Here is a 15,704-nt window from a genome sequence, read left to right as displayed (position 1 = left end):
CAAAATAAAAAAAAAAACACCCCCCCCCCCACAAACCACCGGCCACTCGACCCCCCCCCCCGCCCCCCTACTCCCGTGGTAGGGCCCCCAGAACCGACGTCAGTTCTGGGCCCGATCCCTGGGTAGAGCGCACCGGCGGCGACTAGCGACAGCTGACAGGATCAGCGCCTGGAGCCCGGGACGTACGGGCGCTCGGTGGCACCGGTGTAGACCTGGCGCGGGCGGCCGATCTTCGTCTGCGGGTCCTTGATCATCTCGCGCCACTGGGCGATCCAACCGGGCATGCGGCCCAGCGCGAACAGCGGCGTGAACATGGCCGGCTCGAAGCCCATGGCCTTGTAGATGAGGCCCGTGTAGAAGTCGACGTTCGGGTAGAGCTTCCGCTCCACGAAGTAGTCGTCCGAGAGGGCGATCTCCTCGAGACCGCGCGCGATGTCGAGCAGCTCGTCCTTGGCGCCGAGCTTGTCGAGCACCTCGTCGGCCGACTTCTTCACGATCGCGGCGCGCGGGTCGTAGGATTTGTACACGCGGTGGCCGAAGCCCATCAGGCGCACGCCGTCCTGCTTGTTCTTGACCTTTTCCATAAAGGTCTCGACGGTCTCGCCGCCCGAGCGAATCTTCTCGAGCATGGACAGGACCGCCTCGTTGGCGCCGCCGTGCGCGGGGCCGGACAGGGCGTTCACGCCCGCGGCGACCGAGGCGTACAGCGTCGCGTTGGACGAGCCGACGACGCGCACCGTGGACGTGGAGCAGTTCTGCTCGTGGTCCGCGTGGAGCACGAGCAGCTTCTCGAGGGCGTCGACGATCATCGGGTCGGCCTCGTAGGCCTCGTACGGCGTCGCGAACGTCATCCGCAGGAAGTCCTCGACGTACCCGCGCGAGTAGTCCGGGTACAGCAGCGGTTCGCCCACGCGGCGTCGGTGCAGGTAGGACGTTATGGTCCGCGTCTTGGCGAGCAGCAGCACGGTGGCCAGGTCGACCTGCTCGTCGTCCGCCGGGTCGAGCGACTCCGGGTAGAACGTGGAGAGCGCGTTCACCGCGGACGCGAGCACGGCCATCGGGTGCGCGTTCCGGGGGAAGGTACCCATGAACGTGCGGAAGTCCTCGTGCACGAGGGTGTGGCGGTTGACCCGCTCGGTGAACGCGTCGAGCTCCGCGGGGCTCGGTAGCTCCCCGTAGATGAGGAGGTAGGACACCTCGAGAAAGCCCGAGCCGGAGGCAAGCTGGTCGATCGGGTACCCGCGGTAACGCAGGATGCCGGCATCGCCGTCGATATACGTGATCGCGGACTCGCACGACGCCGTGTTCATGAAGCCCGGGTCAACCGTGACCAGGCCGGTGTCCTTGAGCAGCGACGACACGACGATGCCGTCATTGCCCTCGCTCGCGGCAACGACAGGCAGGGTGTGAGAGGTTCCGTTGACGGCGAGCTCGACGCGGCTCGAGCCGTCCACCGGTGTGGAGGTCATGTCTTCCTTCCTGAATGGCGCACGAGGGACGCTGCTGAAGAAAGCTGCTGAAGAAAACAGTCGGGCAGCGTCGACCTGGGGCACGACAGTATCGCGCCCAGCTCTTGTTTTTCCAATCCGTCGGTCAAGCCTCTGTGAGGCGTGACACAGCGTCGGCAATCTGCACGTCAGTGGAGGTCAGTGCCACTCGCGTGTGCTTGTCGTCGCCGTACAGATGCCCGGGCGCGGTCAGGATGCCGCGGGCCGCGAACCATTCTGCAACCTGCAGGCCGGAACGGCCGTCCGGAGCGGCGACCCACAGGTACAGACCGGCTCCTGACTCCTCCACGACGAGCCCCGCGGCGGCTATCGCGGCCGCGAGTGACCGACGCCGGGCCCCGTAGACCTCGCGCTGCGCGGCGACGTGCTCGTCGTCGGACAGGGCGGCGGTCATCGCGGCCTGCACCGGCGCCGGCACGATGAGGCCCAGGTGCTTGCGGATCTGCGTGAGCTCGGCGATCACCGCGGCGTCGCCCGCCAGGAACGCCGCGCGGTAGCCGGCGATGCTGGACTGCTTCGACAGTGAGTACGCCGCCAGCAGCCCTGCGTGGGAACTATCACACACGCGAGGGTCAAGAATCGAGGGGACCCCTTCGTCGACCCATGGGGCATCCCAGGCCAGCTCGGCATAGCACTCGTCGGAGACGACGACGGCACCGATGGCACGGGCCGCCTCCACCACCGAGCGCAGCGCGTCGACGTCGAGCACCCGGCCGGTGGGGTTGCCCGGGCTGTTCACCCAGACCATCCTGACGTCGTCCCGCCCCGCCCAGTCGGCGACGTCGTCCGTCGCGAGCGGCGTGGCGCCGGCCGCGCGGATGCCCGCCACGTACGTCGGGTAGGCGACGGCCGGATGCACCACGACATCGCCCGGGCCGAGGTGCAGCAGCGAGGGCAGCAGGCCGACCAGCTCCTTGGAGCCGATCGTCGGCACCACGGCGGCCGGATCGAGGTCGGGCACGCCCCGGCGCCGGGCGAACCAGTCGGCGACCGCCTGGCGCAGCGCGGGCGTGCCCACCGTCATCGGGTACCCCGGCGCATTCGACGCCGCTTCGAGCGCATGCCGCACGACCTCGGGCGTCGGGTCCACGGGCGTGCCCATGGAGAGGTCGACCAGCCCACCCGGACAGGCCTTGGCGACCGCCGTGATGCCGGCGATCGAGTCCCACGGGTAGGGCAGGTCGGAGAGGTCGTGCAGGCCCATGCCGGCGGGCCGTCAGGCCTGGGGCGGGAGGGCCGCGATCATCGGGTCGTCCTTCTCGATGATGCCCATCTTCGCAGCACCGCCGGGCGAGCCGAGGTCGTCGAAGAACTCGACGTTCGCGCGGTAGTAGTCCTTCCACTCATCGGGGACGTCGTCCTCGTAGTAGATGGCCTCGACCGGGCAGACCGGCTCGCACGCGCCGCAGTCCACGCACTCGTCCGGGTGGATGTACAGGGAGCGGCTGCCCTCGTAGATGCAGTCCACGGGACACTCCTCGATGCACGCCTTGTCCTTGAGGTCGACGCACGGCTGAGCGATCACGTAGGTCACTTCGAGGGTGTCCTTCCACGTCCGGACTGGGGGGTCATGCAATGCGAACCGCGGGACGGGCCCGGCGGCGCGATCCTAGTATCTCCCGGAAGACCGTCAGATCCCCACCGGTCTCACGCAGCGGAAGGAGAATCGACGTGACGTTCGCTACACCGCCGGTCCCGGCGGGCGGCTGGCGCGCCCTCCGGCCCGGAACCCGGGTGGTGGTCCGGCGCAGGCTCGCGCCCGCCGGCCCCGTCGTGTCCGACGGCGGCACGGCGTACCGCTGGACGGACCTGATCGGTTTCGTCGTGGAGGTGTCCGACGCCGGCCTGCACCTGCGTACCGACCCGGCCCCCGGCCGCGGCGAGCCGCAGGACGTCTCCGTCGCGGCCGCCGAGATCGAGACCGCCAAGCCGATCCCCCCGAGGCCCGTCAGGCGTTCTGGTCCACCCAGATGACGCCGGTCGGGCACATGCTCACTGCTTCCTGCACCGCGAAGTCGTGCTCGGGGCCCGGTCGCTCGTCGAGCAGGATGACCCGGTCGTCGTCGTCCTGGCTGAACACGTCCGGTGCGAGCAGTGCGCACTGACCGGCGCCGCAGCAGGCGTCGCGGTCCACGTTGATCTTCATGAGGGCCACTCTCCCTACCCGAGGGGCAGTTCGCCTAATCGGGCCAGGATCAGACCGACTTCGAGCACGCCGTGGCGGGCGGACGTCAGGGGCCGAACCGCAAGCTGGCCACGCGCAACGGGCATCGGACCCCCGTCGAACCGCAACGTGTGCATGCTGCCGGCCGCCGAACCGCAAGTTAGCCACGGACCGGGCCGCCGAACCGAACGCTGGACGTCCATCCGGGCCCTGATTGACGGCTCTGTTGCGGTTCGGCGTACGGCTACACAGACAACTTGCGGTTCGGCACCCGAAACGCCGTCCAACGACACACAACGTGCGGTTCGACACCGCAGCCCGCGGACCGCGGTCAGGCGTTCGCCACCAGGCCCAGCTCCGCGACGCTCGCCAGGTGCAGGTGCTTCGGCACGATCCGGACGGTGTAGCCGAACGGTCCGGACGTGTCCAGGTCGACCTCCCCGCCGAACGCGTGCCGCCCCGCCTCGTACGACTCGGTGAGCGCGAGCGACTCGGCGGCGAACTCCTCGATGACGTCGGCCTCCGTGACGCGGCCGTGCACCACCTGCACGTCGATGTCGTCGGGTGAAAGGTCCCCGAGCGAGACGTAGGCCCGTACCGTGAGCCGGTCGCCGACCTGGACCGCCTCACCGATGCCGGCAGACTCCACGTGGTCCACGCGCACCTGGGACCAGGAGCTCCGCACGTGGGCCTTCCAGCCTGCCAGGTCCTTCGCCGCGGCGAACCCGTCGGCCAGGAGCACCCGACCGGCCTCGGCAGCCGGCGCGTACAGCCCGTGGACGTACTCCGAGACCATGCGCGTGGCCTGGACCTTCGGGCCGAGCGTGGCCAGCGTGTGCCGCACCATCTCGAGCCACCGGCCGGGGACTCCGTCCGCGGACCGGTCGTAGAACGCTGGCGCCACCTGGGACTCCACCAGGTCGTACAGCGCCGCGGCCTCCAGATCGTCGCGGCGGTCGGCGTCCTCGACGCCGTCGGCCGTCGGGATGCCCCAGCCGTTCTCGCCGTCGTACCACTCGGCCCACCAGCCGTCCTCGATCGAGAGGTTCAGGCCGCCGTTGAGCGCGCTCTTCATCCCGGAGGTCCCGGACGCCTCCAGCGGGCGCAGCGGGTTGTTCAACCAGACGTCGCAGCCCGGGTACAGGGACTGCGCCATGCCGATGTCGTAGTTCGGCAGGAACACGATGCGGTGGCGCACCTCGGCGTCGTCGGCGAACCGGACCAGCTGCTGGATGAGCCGCTTGCCCGAGTCGTCGGCAGGGTGGGACTTGCCCGCCACGATCAGCTGCACCGGACGCTCGGGGTGCAGCAGGAGCGCCTTGAGGCGGTCCTGGTCGCGCAGCATGAGCGTGAGCCGCTTGTAGGTGGGCACCCGCCGGGCGAAGCCGATGGTGAGCACGTCGGGCGACAGGACGTCGTCGACCCAGCCGAGCTCGGCCGGGGACGCGCCGCGCTCGCGCCAGGACTTGCGCACCCGGCGCCGCGCCTCGGCCACGAGCTCGCCGCGCATCTCTCCGCGCAGGGCCCACAGCTCGGCGTCGGACACGTTGCCTGGGTCCAGCCAGCCCGACGACGCCTCGGGCGCCGTGATCTGGTCCAGCCCCATCCGCTCCAGCTCGACGGCGGCCAGCCGCGGAGCGACCCAGGTGGGCGAGTGCACGCCGTTGGTGATCGACGAGATCGGCACCTCGCGCGCGTCGAAGCCGGGCCACAGGCCCTCGAACATCTCTCGCGAGACCTGACCGTGCAGCAGCGAGACACCGTTCGCCCGGCCCCCGAGCCGCAGGCCCATCACGGCCATGTTGAACACCGTGGGGTCGCCACCGTCGTAGTCCTCCGAGCCGAGCGTGAGCACGCTCTCCAGCGGCACGCCGTTCATCGCGTTCTCGCCACCGAAGTATGCGCTGACCAGGTCCTTCGGGAACCGGTCGATGCCGGCGGGGACAGGCGTATGGGTGGTGAAGACCGTGGCGGCGCGCACTGCCTCGTGCGCCTCGCCGACGCTGAGGCCCGACCCGACGAGCTCACGGATGCGCTCCACGCCGAGGAAGCCCGCATGACCCTCGTTGGTGTGGTAGACCTCGGGCTCCGGCGCGCCGGTGAGGCGGGACCAGGCGCGCAGCGCCCGCACGCCGCCGACGCCGAGCAGCAGCTCCTGCTGCAGGCGGTGCTCCCCGCCGCCGCCGTAGAGCCGGTCGGTCACCTTGCGGGCGGTCTCGTCGTTCTCCTGCACGTTCGAGTCGAGCAGCAGCAGCGGTACGCGGCCGACGGCGGCCACCCAGACGTGCGCGTGCAGCGTGCGTCCGCCGGGCAGGTCGAGCGAGATGACGGCGGGTGTGCCGTCCTCCTCGCGCAGGACCGCGAGCGGCAGGCCGTCCGGGTCGAGCAGGGGGTAGGTCTCCACCTGCCAGGCGTCGCGGGTGAGCGACTGCCGAAAGTAGCCGGCGCCGTAGAGCAGGCCCACTCCGACGATGGGCACGCCCATGTCGGAGGCGCTCTTCAGGTGGTCGCCGGCGAGGATGCCGAGACCACCCGAGTACTGCGGCAGCACCGAGGTGATACCGAACTCCGGCGAGAAGTAGGCGATCGCGCGGGGCAGCGCGCCGCCCGACGCCGTCGTCCGGCCCTGGTACCACTGCGGGTCCCGCAGGTAGTGGTGCAGGTCGTCCGACGCGGCACGCACGCGGCCCGTGAACTCGTCGGAGGCCGCGAGCGCCGCGAGGCGGTCGGAGCCCAGCGCCGCGAGCAGTGCTACGGGGTCGCCACGGACGTCTGACCAGAGCTCCGGGTCGATGCTCGCGAACAGCTCGCGCGTCGGCGCGTGCCAGGACCAGCGAAGGTTCTGGGCCAGCTCGTCGAGCGCCGCGAGCTGCTCGGGGAGGACCGTGCGGACGGTGAATCTGCGGATCGCTCTCACCGGCAGAACACTACGCACATGTCGGGTCGAGCACACCTCCCACTGGGCACCCGACGCGACACTTTCTCTGGCTCGGCGCGCCCGCCGCGCGAGTCACCCTGACCGGTCGATAGCGTGGTCCGGGTGAGCCAGCACACGACATCCGGCCGGATCGGCCGCATCCCCGTTCTCGAGGTCGCGCCCGTCGTCGAGGGCGGCCGGTGGCCGGCGAAGGCCGCCGTGGGCGAGGTGGTGCCGATCGACGCCACGGTCTTCCGCGAGGGGCACGACGCCGTCTCCGCGACGGCCGTGCTCGTCGCCCCGGACGGCTCGGACCACGCATGGGCGCCGATGACCGACATCTCCCCTGGCCTGGACCGTTTCCGCGGTTTTCTGCAGCCTGACGCCGAGGGTGACTGGTCGTTCCGGGTCGAGGGCTGGTCCGACCCCTACGCGACGTGGGTGCACGACGCCGGGATCAAGATCGGTGCGGGTATCGACACCGACCTCATGCTCGCCGAGGGTGTGCGCCTGTTCGAGCGGATGCGGCGGCGGGTCCCCGCCGACGCGCTGGTCGCCAAGGGCCATCGGCAGCGCGACGCACGGGCGCTCGGAGCGGCGGCCCGCGCCCTGGCCGACGCCACCCGGCCCGCCGAGGCGCGGTTCGCGGCGGCGACGGGGCCGGAGGTGGTCGAGGCCCTGCGCCGTGCACCCTTCCGCGAGCTGGTCTCGGCGTCGGACACGTACCCGCTGCGGGTGTCGCGGCGGCTGGCGCTGGCCGGGGCCTGGTACGAGATGTTCCCCCGCTCGGAGGGGGCGTACCAGAAGAAGGACGGCACGTGGGTGTCGGGCACGTTCGCGACGGCGGCGAAGCGGCTGCCGGGCATCGCGGCGATGGGTTTCGACGTCGTCTACCTGACGCCGGTCTCCCCCATCGGCACGACGTTCCGCAAGGGGCGCAACAACACGCTCGAGGCGCAGCCGGGCGACCCGGGCAGCCCGTACGCGATCGGGTCGGCGGACGGCGGGCACGACGCGATCCATCCGGACCTGGGCACCGAGGCCGACTTCCGGGCCTTCGTCGCCGCGGCACGGGCGAAGCGTCTGGAGGTGGCGCTCGACATCGCGCTGCAGTGCTCCCCCGACCACCCCTGGGTCACCGAGCACCCTGAGTGGTTCGTGGTGCGCGCTGACGGGTCCATCGCCTACGCGGAGAACCCGCCCAAGAAGTACCAGGACATCTACCCACTCAGCTTCGACACCGACCCTGAGGGCCTGTACGTGGCGGTGCTGGACGTGATCCGCACCTGGATCGACCGGGGCGTCACGCTGTTCCGTGTCGACAACCCGCACACCAAGCCCCTGGACTTCTGGGAGTGGCTGCTCGCGGAGGTGTACGCGACCAACCCGGAGGTCGTCTTCCTCTCGGAGGCGTTCACCAAGCCGGCGATGATGCAGACGCTGGCGCGGATCGGTTTCCACCAGTCGTACACGTACTTCACCTGGCGCAACACCAAGGAGGAGGTCACGGAGTACCTGACCGAGGTGAGCGGACCCCAGGGCGCCGTGCTGCGCCCGTCCTTCTGGCCCACCACGCACGACATCCTGCCGCCCTACCTGACCGACGGCGGCGTCGCGGCGTTCGCCGTGCGGGCGGTGCTGGCGGCCACCGGTTCGCCGACGTGGGGCATCTACTCGGGCTACGAGCTCGTGGAGAGCACTCCCCGACCCGGCGCCGAGGAGCAGATCGACAACGAGAAGTACGAGTACCGGCCCCGGGACTGGGCGACGGCCGACGAGTACGGGATCGCGCTGCTGCTGGGGAAGCTGAACGAGATACGCCGCGCGCACCCCGCCCTGACGCAGCTCCGGAACCTGACGGTCCATCCCACGACCAACGACCGGGTTGTCGCGTTCTCCCGCCGGATCCCTGCTGATCACCTGCCGGACGCGACAGCGAAGCCTCGGGGCCGCACCATGAGTGCAGGGGGCAACGATCGTCGTGCCCCGCGGCACGACGACGTGGTCGTGGTCGTGCTGAACCTGGACCCCCGGAACGCACAGGAGTCTGTAGTGGACCTGAACCTTAACGCCCTCGGCCTCAGCGCTCCTGAGGGCGACGAGAACGCCCCGTTCTTCGTGGCACACGACCTGTTGTCCGGCGAGACCTACGGCTGGGGAGCACATCCCTGGGTCCGGCTCGACCCGGAGGTCCGCGTGGCACACGTCCTCTCGGTGGGTCCGGCATGACGACGTTCGGACCGGGTGGTCCCGCCGTCGGGCCGCCGGAGGGTTATCCCGAGCAGGCCGGTGGCGCGCAGCCCGAGCGGCCCAGCATGCCGAACCCGCCGTCGGTGCCCGTTCCCGTCCAGGCGCTGCCGCCGCGGCGGCAGCCGCGCCTCGATGCCCGGCGCAAGGGCCTGTCGCACGACCCCGAGTGGTACAAGAAGGCGGTCTTCTACGAGGTCATGATCCGGTCGTTCTCCGACTCGGCCGACGGCGGGTCGGGCGACCTGGTCGGTCTGACGGAACGGCTCGACTACCTGGAGTGGCTCGGCGTCGACTGCCTGTGGTTGCCACCGTTCTTCCCGTCGCCGCTGCGCGACGGCGGGTACGACGTCGCGGACTTCACCGCGATCTCGCCGCAGTACGGGACCATGTCCGACTTCAGCGCGCTGGTCGCCGCGGCCCACGAGCGGGGCATCCGCGTGGTGATCGACCTGGTCATGAACCACACCAGCGACGCCCACCCGTGGTTCCAGGCCTCGCGCGCCGACCCGGACGGCCCGTACGGCGACTTCTACGTGTGGAGCGACGACCCCACGCGCTACGAGGGCGCGCGCATCATCTTCGTGGACACGGAGACGTCGAACTGGACGTTCGACCCGGTGCGGCGGCAGTACTTCTGGCACCGGTTCTTCAACCACCAGCCGGACCTCAACTTCGAGAACCCGCGGGTCGTCGAGGCGATGCTCGACGTCGCACGGTTCTGGCTGCAGCTCGGCGTGGACGGCTTCCGGCTCGACGCCGTGCCGTACCTGTTCGAGGCCGAGGGCACCAACTGCGAGAACCTGCCCGAGACGCACGGCTTCCTGCGCAAGGTGCGGCGGATGCTCGACGCAGAGTTCCCGGGCCGCATCATGCTGGCCGAGGCCAACCAGTGGCCGGCGGAGGTGGTCGAGTACTTCGGCACCGAGGACGAGCCCGAGTGCCACATGTGCTTCCACTTCCCCGTGATGCCGCGCATCTTCTACGCGATCCGCGACCAGCGGGCGCGCCAGCTCCTGGAGATCCTCGCCGACACCCCGGCCATCCCGGCCGGCGGGCAGTGGAGCACGTTCCTGCGCAACCATGACGAGCTCACGCTCGAGATGGTGTCGACGGAGGAGCGCGCCAGCATGTACGGCTGGTACGCCCCCGACCCCCGGATGCGGGCCAACGTGGGGATCCGCCGGCGGCTCGCCCCCCTCCTGGACAACGCCCGCAAGGAGATCGAGCTGGCCAACGCGCTGCTGCTCTCGCTGCCGGGCACGCCGTGCCTGTACTACGGCGACGAGATCGGCATGGGCGACAACATCTGGCTGCCCGACCGCGATGCCGTGCGCACGCCCATGCAGTGGACGCCGGACCGCAACGCAGGCTTCTCGACCGCGGACCCCGGCAAGCTCTACCTGCCGCTCGTGCAGTCCCTGGTGCACCACTACCAGCACACCAACGTGGAGGCACAGCTCGCACAGCCCACGTCGCTGCTGCACTGGACGCACAACATGCTCGCGTTCCGGCGGCTGCACCCCGCGTTCGGCACCGGCGACTTCACGGCGCTCGACTGCAACGACGAGTCGGTCATCGCGTTCACCCGCACCGCGGCCGAGGAGACGCTGCTGGTGGCCGCGAACCTCTCGGCCACGGCACGGTCCTCCACGATCAAGCTCCCCGGCTACGCCGGCTGGACGCTCACCGACGTGTTCGGCGGGGCCGGGTTCCCGAGCGTCGGTGAGGACGGGATCCTCACCATGACGTGGGGTGCGCGGGACTTCTACTGGCTGGTCCTGGCCCCGCCCGCACGGGCAGTGGCGGCCGGCTCGGCCGGGCAGGCACGAGGGACGTGAGCCCGGCGCGACAGGTCCACGTCTCCCCCGGCGCCGCGCACCTCACCCCCGAGGTGCTGCGGCTGCTGGACGCGTGGCTGCCCGAGCAGCGCTGGTACCCGGTGCCCACGGAGGGCGTGACGCACGAGCCGTGGCTCACCGTCACGTTCCCCGGCGTGGCCGACGTCGTCGTCGCGCTCCTACGGCTGCACGGCCCCGGCCTGGCCGCCGGCTCCGATTCACTGGTCATCCAGGTGCCGCTGGTGCTGACCCCGACCGCCGAGCCGACGGCCGACACCACCGACACGGAGGCCGCCGGCCTGATCGGCACCGTGTCGACGGCGTCGGGCACCGTCACCGTGCACGACGGCGGTACCCATCCCGCCGCCTGGCACGCCTACCTCGCCACCGCGCTCCCCGATGCCGGCGGACCGGAGGTCTGCGACAAGCTGGCCGGAGCGGGGCGGATCACCGGTGAGCAGTCGAACACCTCGGTGGTGCTCCCGGCCATGACCCACGGCACCGGGCAGGGCGGGATGCTGAAGATCCTGCGGACCGTAGCGCTGGGGCCGCACCCAGACGTCGTGATCCCGGCGGCTCTGACCCAGGCCGGCTGGGCGGGCGTCCCTCGCTTCCTTGGCGCCGTCGAGCTGCCTGCCCCCGAGGCCGTGGCAGACCCCAGGGAGCCCCGCGAGGTCCCACCGCGCACCGAGGACTCCTCGTGGGGCGAGACCGGCGGGCCCGTCGCCCACCTCGCCGTGCTGTCCGAGCTCGTCGCCGACGCCACCGACGGGTTCGAGCTGGCCTGCGCGTACGCCGAGCGCGACGAGGACTTCGGCGAGCGGGCCGCCGAGCTCGGCGCCGCCGTCGCTCACCTGCACGCGGCACTGCGCCAGGCGCTGGGTGCCGGCCCTGCGCTCGAGCCGGCCCGCTTCATGGGAGTGCTGCGCCGCCGCGCCGCCGAGGCCTTCGCCGACGTCCCGGACCTGGCGCCGCAGCGCGCCGGGGTCACCGGCCTCTACGACGCCGTGAGCGCGCGCCTCACCGCGGTCGCCGAGCGCACGGGCGACGTGGTGCCGCTGCAGCCGATCCACGGTGACCTGCACCTCGGCCAGGCCCTGTACTCGCCCAGCGGCTGGAAGATCCTCGACTTCGAGGGCGAGCCGCAGCGTCCCGTGGCCGAGCGCGCGGCGCCCGACCTGCCGCTGCGCGACGTCGCCGGGCTGCTCCGCTCGCTGGACTACGCGGCAGCCGTCGGGCAGGCCACCGATCCGCACTGGGCCGCGCACGCCCAGATCAGCTTCCTCGAGGGGTACCGCGAAGCGCAGTGGAGGGTGCGGGCCGAGGAACGAGGCACTCGCCCGGAACGGAGCGCAGCGGTGCCCCGACCAGAAGGCACAGAGGGGTACCGCCAGGCCAGCGCAGACGCGCACGAGGGCACCGTGCACGCTGTGGCGGGGGCCGCGGCGTCGGGCAGCGAGCTCGACGTCGCCACCGCCGAGCTGCTCCTGCGCGCGCTCGTCGTGGACAAGGCGCTCTACGAGGTGGTCTACGAGTTCCGGCACCGTCCCGCGTGGATGCACATCCCGCTGACCGCAGTGGAGCGCGTGCTCGGCTCGTGACCGCTACCCCCGACGTGTCGCACGTCACCTGCCCCCCATGGAAAGGTGAACCCATGGCAGACCTGCCCGACGTCGACCTCGAGGTCCTGACAGCTATCGCGTCCGGAACCCACCATGATCCGCACACCGTGCTCGGCCCCCATCTGCTCGACGGGCCCTGGACCGTGGTGCGCGCCCTGCGCCCGCTCGCCGACGAGGTGGTGGTGGTGACCACCTCGGACGGCGAGGTGAGCGCGACCCACCAGGGCGCGGGGGTGTGGGCCGCCGTCGTGCCGGCCACCGAGGGCCCCGACGGGTCCCGGCACGCGCCCGACTACCGCATCCGCACCCGGTCGGGCACCCACGCCTGGACCTCCGACGACCCGTACCGGTTCCTGCCCACGCTGGGCGAGGTCGACCTGCACCTGATCGGCGAGGGTCGGCACGAGCAGCTCTGGCAGGTGCTCGGTGCCAACCTCCTCCGGTATCCGAGCGCTACCGGTGACATCACGGGCGTCGCCTTCGCCGTGTGGGCACCGAACGCCCGCGGCGTGCGGCTCGTGGGCGATCACAACGGCTGGGGCGGCACGCACCCCATGCGGTCGCTCGGTTCCACCGGCGTCTGGGAGCTCTACGTCCCGGAGGTCGGCCCGGGCCTGCGGTACAAGTACGAGATCCTGGGGGCCGACGGCGTCTGGCGGGCCAAGGCCGACCCCCTCGCCAAGGCGACGGAGGAGCCGCCCGCGACGGCGAGCGTCGTGACGGACTCGGTCCACGAGTGGCACGACGAGGCGTGGCTCACCGCCCGGACGGCCACCGACCCGCACTCCGCGCCGCTGAGTGTCTACGAGGTGCACCTGGGCTCGTGGCGGCCGGGCCTCGGCTACCGCGAGCTCGCGGAGCAGCTGACGGCGTACGTCACCGAGCAGGGGTTCACGCACGTCGAGCTGATGCCCGTCGCTGAGCACCCGTACGGCGGGTCGTGGGGCTACCAGGTCACCAGCTACTACGCACCGACCGCGCGGTTCGGCTCACCCGACGACTTCCGGCACCTGGTGGACCGGCTTCATCAGGCCGGGATCGGGATCATCCTCGACTGGGTGCCCGCGCACTTCCCGCGCGACGAGTTCGCGCTGGCCCGCTTCGACGGCGCGCCGCTGTACGAGCACCCCGACCCCCGGCGCGGGGAGCAGCAGGACTGGGGCACGCTGATCTTCGACTTCGGCCGGCGCGAGGTGCGCAACTTCCTGGTGGCGAACGCGACCTACTGGTTCGAGGAGTTCCACGTCGACGCGCTGCGGGTCGACGCCGTCGCCTCCATGCTCTACCTGGACTACTCCCGCAAGGACGGGGAGTGGACGCCCAACGTGCACGGCGGGCGGGAGAACCTCGAGGCCATCGCGTTCCTCCAGGAGGCGAACGCCACCGCGTACCGCCGTACCCCCGGCGTCATGATGATCGCCGAGGAGTCCACGGCGTTCCCCCGGGTCACCGGCCCGACGTCGAGCGGGGGGCTGGGCTTCGGCCTGAAGTGGAACATGGGCTGGATGAACGACTCCCTCCGCTACCTCGCGGAGGACCCGTACAACCGGCGCTACCACCACGGCGAGCTCACGTTCTCGCTCGTGTACGCGTTCACCGAGCAGTTCGTGCTGCCGATCAGCCACGACGAGGTGGTGCACGGCAAGGGCTCGCTGCTGCGGAAGATGCCGGGCGACCGGTGGCAGCAGCTCGCGGGCGTGCGGTCCTTCCTCGCCTACCAGTGGACCCACCCGGGCAAGCAGCTGCTGTTCATGGGGTGCGAGTTCGCGCAGGAGTCCGAGTGGTCCGAGTCGGACGGGCTGCCCTGGCACCTGCTCGGCGACGGCGGGCACGCCGGTGTCCAGCACCTGGTCCGGGACCTGAACGCGCTCTACCGGGCGACGCCGGCCCTGTGGGAGCTCGACTTCGACCCCGCGGGATTCGAGTGGCTCGAGGCCGACGACGCGGACCACAACGTGCTGGCGTACGTGCGCCGGTCACGCTCGGGCGACCCGGTCGTGGTGGTCGTGAACTTCGCGGGCGTGCCGCACGAGGGGTACCGGCTGCCGCTGCCGACGCTGCCGCTGGTCGAGCCTGCCCCACCGCTGGCCGAGCCTGTCGATACCCGAAACACCACCGCCGAGCCGACCGTCGCCTCCGTGTGGCGGGAGGCGCTGAACACCGACGCGAACGTCTACGGCGGCTCCGGCGTCGGAAACATGGGCCGTGTGCAGGCCGAACAGGTACCGCACCACGGCCGCGCGTGGTCGGCGGTCGTCCGGGTCCCACCGCTGGCCGCCCTGATCCTGGTCCCGGCCGACGGCAGCTAGCGGCGACCGGCTAGCGGCGACCGCGCTCCCCTTCGAGGCCTAAGTTACTTCGCTTTGAACCGCCTGAAAGCGAAGTAGCTTAGGCCTCGAAGGGGAGTGTGGTGCCAGGAATCAGTAGAGGCCGAGGGCCAGGCGCTTGCGGGCCTTGCTGACCCGCGGGTCGGTCGTGCCGGCTACCTCGAAGAGGTCCAGGAGGCGGACGCGGAGCTTCTCCTTGCCCTCGGCGTCGGCGTCGGGCAGCAGGTCGAGCAGGCGCGCGAACGCGTCGTCCACCTTGCCGCCCAGCATGTCCAGGTCGGCGACGGCGAGCGCGGCGTCGACGTCGGACGGCGCGTCCGCGGCCGCCTGACGCACCGTGGCGAGGTCGGCGTCGCGCGTGCGCTGCATGAGGCGCACCTGCGCCAGCCCGGCGGTCGCGTCGGAGTCCTTGGGATCCTGGCGCAGGGCCTTGGCGTAGGCGCTCGCCGCGGCGTCCAGGTCGTCGCGCTCGATCGCGTCGTACGCCTCCTGGTGCAGGGGCGGCAGCGGCGGCTCGACCTCGGCCTCCGGCTCGTCGGCCGCCGGCACCGCGCCCGGGGCACGGCCCGTGACGCCGTTCTGCTCGGCGGCGGCCAGGACCTGGTCGAGCACGCCGCGGATCTGCTGCTCGTCGGCGGCACCCTGGAACAGCGGCAAGGGCTGGCCCTGCAGCACCGCGACGACGGTGGGCACACCCTGCACCTGGAACGCGGCGGCGACCTGCGGCGAGGCCTGGGCGTCGACGCGCCCGAGGACGAACCGCCCGCCGTACTCCTCGGCAAGGCGGCCCAGCGTGGCGCCGAGCTCGGCGTTCGCCTGGTCGGTCGGGATCCAGACCAGCATCACCACCGGATAGGTGGACGAGTCGCGAACCATCTGCTCGAAGTTCGCCTCGCTGACGTCCACCACGAAGCCGCCGGCTTCGGGTGCGCCACCGGGTTCACCAGGCGGTGGTGCCTGAGGGCGGTTGAGGGCGGACAGGTCGACGGCGCCGCGCACCGCGAACTCGGGCTGGGCGCTCCGGGCGGGCCCGGGCTGAGGGGACGTACTGCTCATGGGGTAATCCTAATGACTCGGC

Annotated in this window: 11 protein-coding genes; 5 read left to right on the top strand and 6 right to left on the bottom strand. The window is 71.3% G+C overall.

Going from position 1 to position 15,704, the window contains the following annotated elements:
* Window positions 1–161: 161 nt before the first annotated feature.
* The 3 genes from AB0F40_RS11850 to fdxA all read right to left on the bottom strand — a co-directional run bounded on the left by AB0F40_RS11850 (window position 162) and on the right by fdxA (window position 3,042).
* A complete protein-coding gene (locus AB0F40_RS11850) occupies window positions 162–1,469 on the bottom strand; it encodes a citrate synthase (RefSeq protein WP_357467017.1) in 1,308 nt (435 codons plus the stop codon).
* A gap of 124 nt (window positions 1,470–1,593) precedes the next feature.
* A complete protein-coding gene (gene dapC, locus AB0F40_RS11845) occupies window positions 1,594–2,712 on the bottom strand; it encodes a succinyldiaminopimelate transaminase (protein WP_357467014.1) in 1,119 nt (372 codons plus the stop codon).
* 12 nt (window positions 2,713–2,724) lie between these two features.
* Window positions 2,725–3,042, bottom strand: a complete 318-nt coding sequence (gene fdxA / locus AB0F40_RS11840) for a ferredoxin (RefSeq protein ID WP_253872886.1) — start codon at window positions 3,040–3,042, stop codon at window positions 2,725–2,727.
* A gap of 137 nt (window positions 3,043–3,179) precedes the next feature.
* Between fdxA and AB0F40_RS11835 the strand changes: the two genes are divergently transcribed.
* Window positions 3,180–3,482 (top strand): DUF6725 family protein, encoded by a 303-nt coding sequence (locus AB0F40_RS11835; RefSeq protein WP_357467011.1) that lies wholly within the window; start codon window positions 3,180–3,182, stop codon window positions 3,480–3,482.
* Here AB0F40_RS11835 and AB0F40_RS11830 read toward each other — a convergent pair.
* The gene (locus AB0F40_RS11830; RefSeq protein ID WP_357467008.1) at window positions 3,457–3,654 is read right to left on the bottom strand and encodes a ferredoxin; all 198 of its coding nucleotides are present in this window, start codon (window positions 3,652–3,654) and stop codon (window positions 3,457–3,459) included. The genes AB0F40_RS11835 and AB0F40_RS11830 overlap by 26 nt on opposite strands.
* Before the next feature lie 349 nt (window positions 3,655–4,003).
* Complete coding sequence (gene glgP / locus AB0F40_RS11825; protein WP_357467005.1) at window positions 4,004–6,589, bottom strand: alpha-glucan family phosphorylase; 2,586 nt, start codon at window positions 6,587–6,589, stop codon at window positions 4,004–4,006.
* A gap of 123 nt (window positions 6,590–6,712) precedes the next feature.
* Here glgP and AB0F40_RS11820 point away from each other — a divergent pair, with 123 nt between their 5' ends.
* Genes AB0F40_RS11820 through glgB form a run of 4 tightly spaced genes read left to right on the top strand, consistent with a single transcriptional unit; the run spans window position 6,713 to window position 14,608 of the window.
* Window positions 6,713–8,818, top strand: coding sequence for an alpha-1,4-glucan--maltose-1-phosphate maltosyltransferase (locus AB0F40_RS11820; protein ID WP_357467003.1), 2,106 nt, complete (start codon window positions 6,713–6,715; stop codon window positions 8,816–8,818).
* Complete coding sequence (gene treS, locus AB0F40_RS11815; RefSeq protein ID WP_357467000.1) at window positions 8,815–10,677, top strand: maltose alpha-D-glucosyltransferase; 1,863 nt, start codon at window positions 8,815–8,817, stop codon at window positions 10,675–10,677. Before AB0F40_RS11820 ends, treS begins: the two co-directional genes overlap by 4 nt.
* A complete protein-coding gene (locus AB0F40_RS11810) occupies window positions 10,674–12,278 on the top strand; it encodes an aminoglycoside phosphotransferase (protein WP_357466997.1) in 1,605 nt (534 codons plus the stop codon). The genes treS and AB0F40_RS11810 overlap by 4 nt, the downstream gene beginning before the upstream one ends.
* Window positions 12,279–12,331: 53 nt before the next feature.
* On the top strand, window positions 12,332–14,608 hold the full coding sequence (glgB, locus tag AB0F40_RS11805; protein WP_357466994.1) for a 1,4-alpha-glucan branching protein GlgB: 2,277 nt from the start codon (window positions 12,332–12,334) through the stop codon (window positions 14,606–14,608).
* 111 nt (window positions 14,609–14,719) lie between these two features.
* Here the strand turns inward: glgB and AB0F40_RS11800 are convergent, their stop codons facing one another.
* Entirely contained in the window at window positions 14,720–15,682 is a 963-nt protein-coding gene (locus AB0F40_RS11800; protein WP_357466991.1) for a tetratricopeptide repeat protein, read from the bottom strand.
* Window positions 15,683–15,704: the final 22 nt, after the last annotated feature.

The sequence above is a fragment of the Promicromonospora sp. NPDC023987 genome (genome assembly GCF_040639055.1).
Classification (GTDB): Bacteria; Actinomycetota; Actinomycetes; order Actinomycetales; family Cellulomonadaceae; genus Promicromonospora.
Note: the sequence above shows the minus strand (reverse complement) of the source record. Positions and strands in the feature narration are given on the sequence as shown.

Coding starts and splice junctions, on each gene's coding strand:
- AB0F40_RS11800 (WP_357466991.1), bottom strand. CDS start 15,682: ATGAGCAGTACGTCCCCTCAGCCCGGGCCCGCCCGGAGCGCCCAGCCC.
- AB0F40_RS11830 (WP_357467008.1), bottom strand. CDS start 3,654: ATGAAGATCAACGTGGACCGCGACGCCTGCTGCGGCGCCGGTCAGTGC.
- treS (WP_357467000.1), top strand. CDS start 8,815: ATGACGACGTTCGGACCGGGTGGTCCCGCCGTCGGGCCGCCGGAGGGT.
- AB0F40_RS11850 (WP_357467017.1), bottom strand. CDS start 1,469: ATGACCTCCACACCGGTGGACGGCTCGAGCCGCGTCGAGCTCGCCGTC.
- glgB (WP_357466994.1), top strand. CDS start 12,332: ATGGCAGACCTGCCCGACGTCGACCTCGAGGTCCTGACAGCTATCGCG.
- dapC (WP_357467014.1), bottom strand. CDS start 2,712: ATGGGCCTGCACGACCTCTCCGACCTGCCCTACCCGTGGGACTCGATC.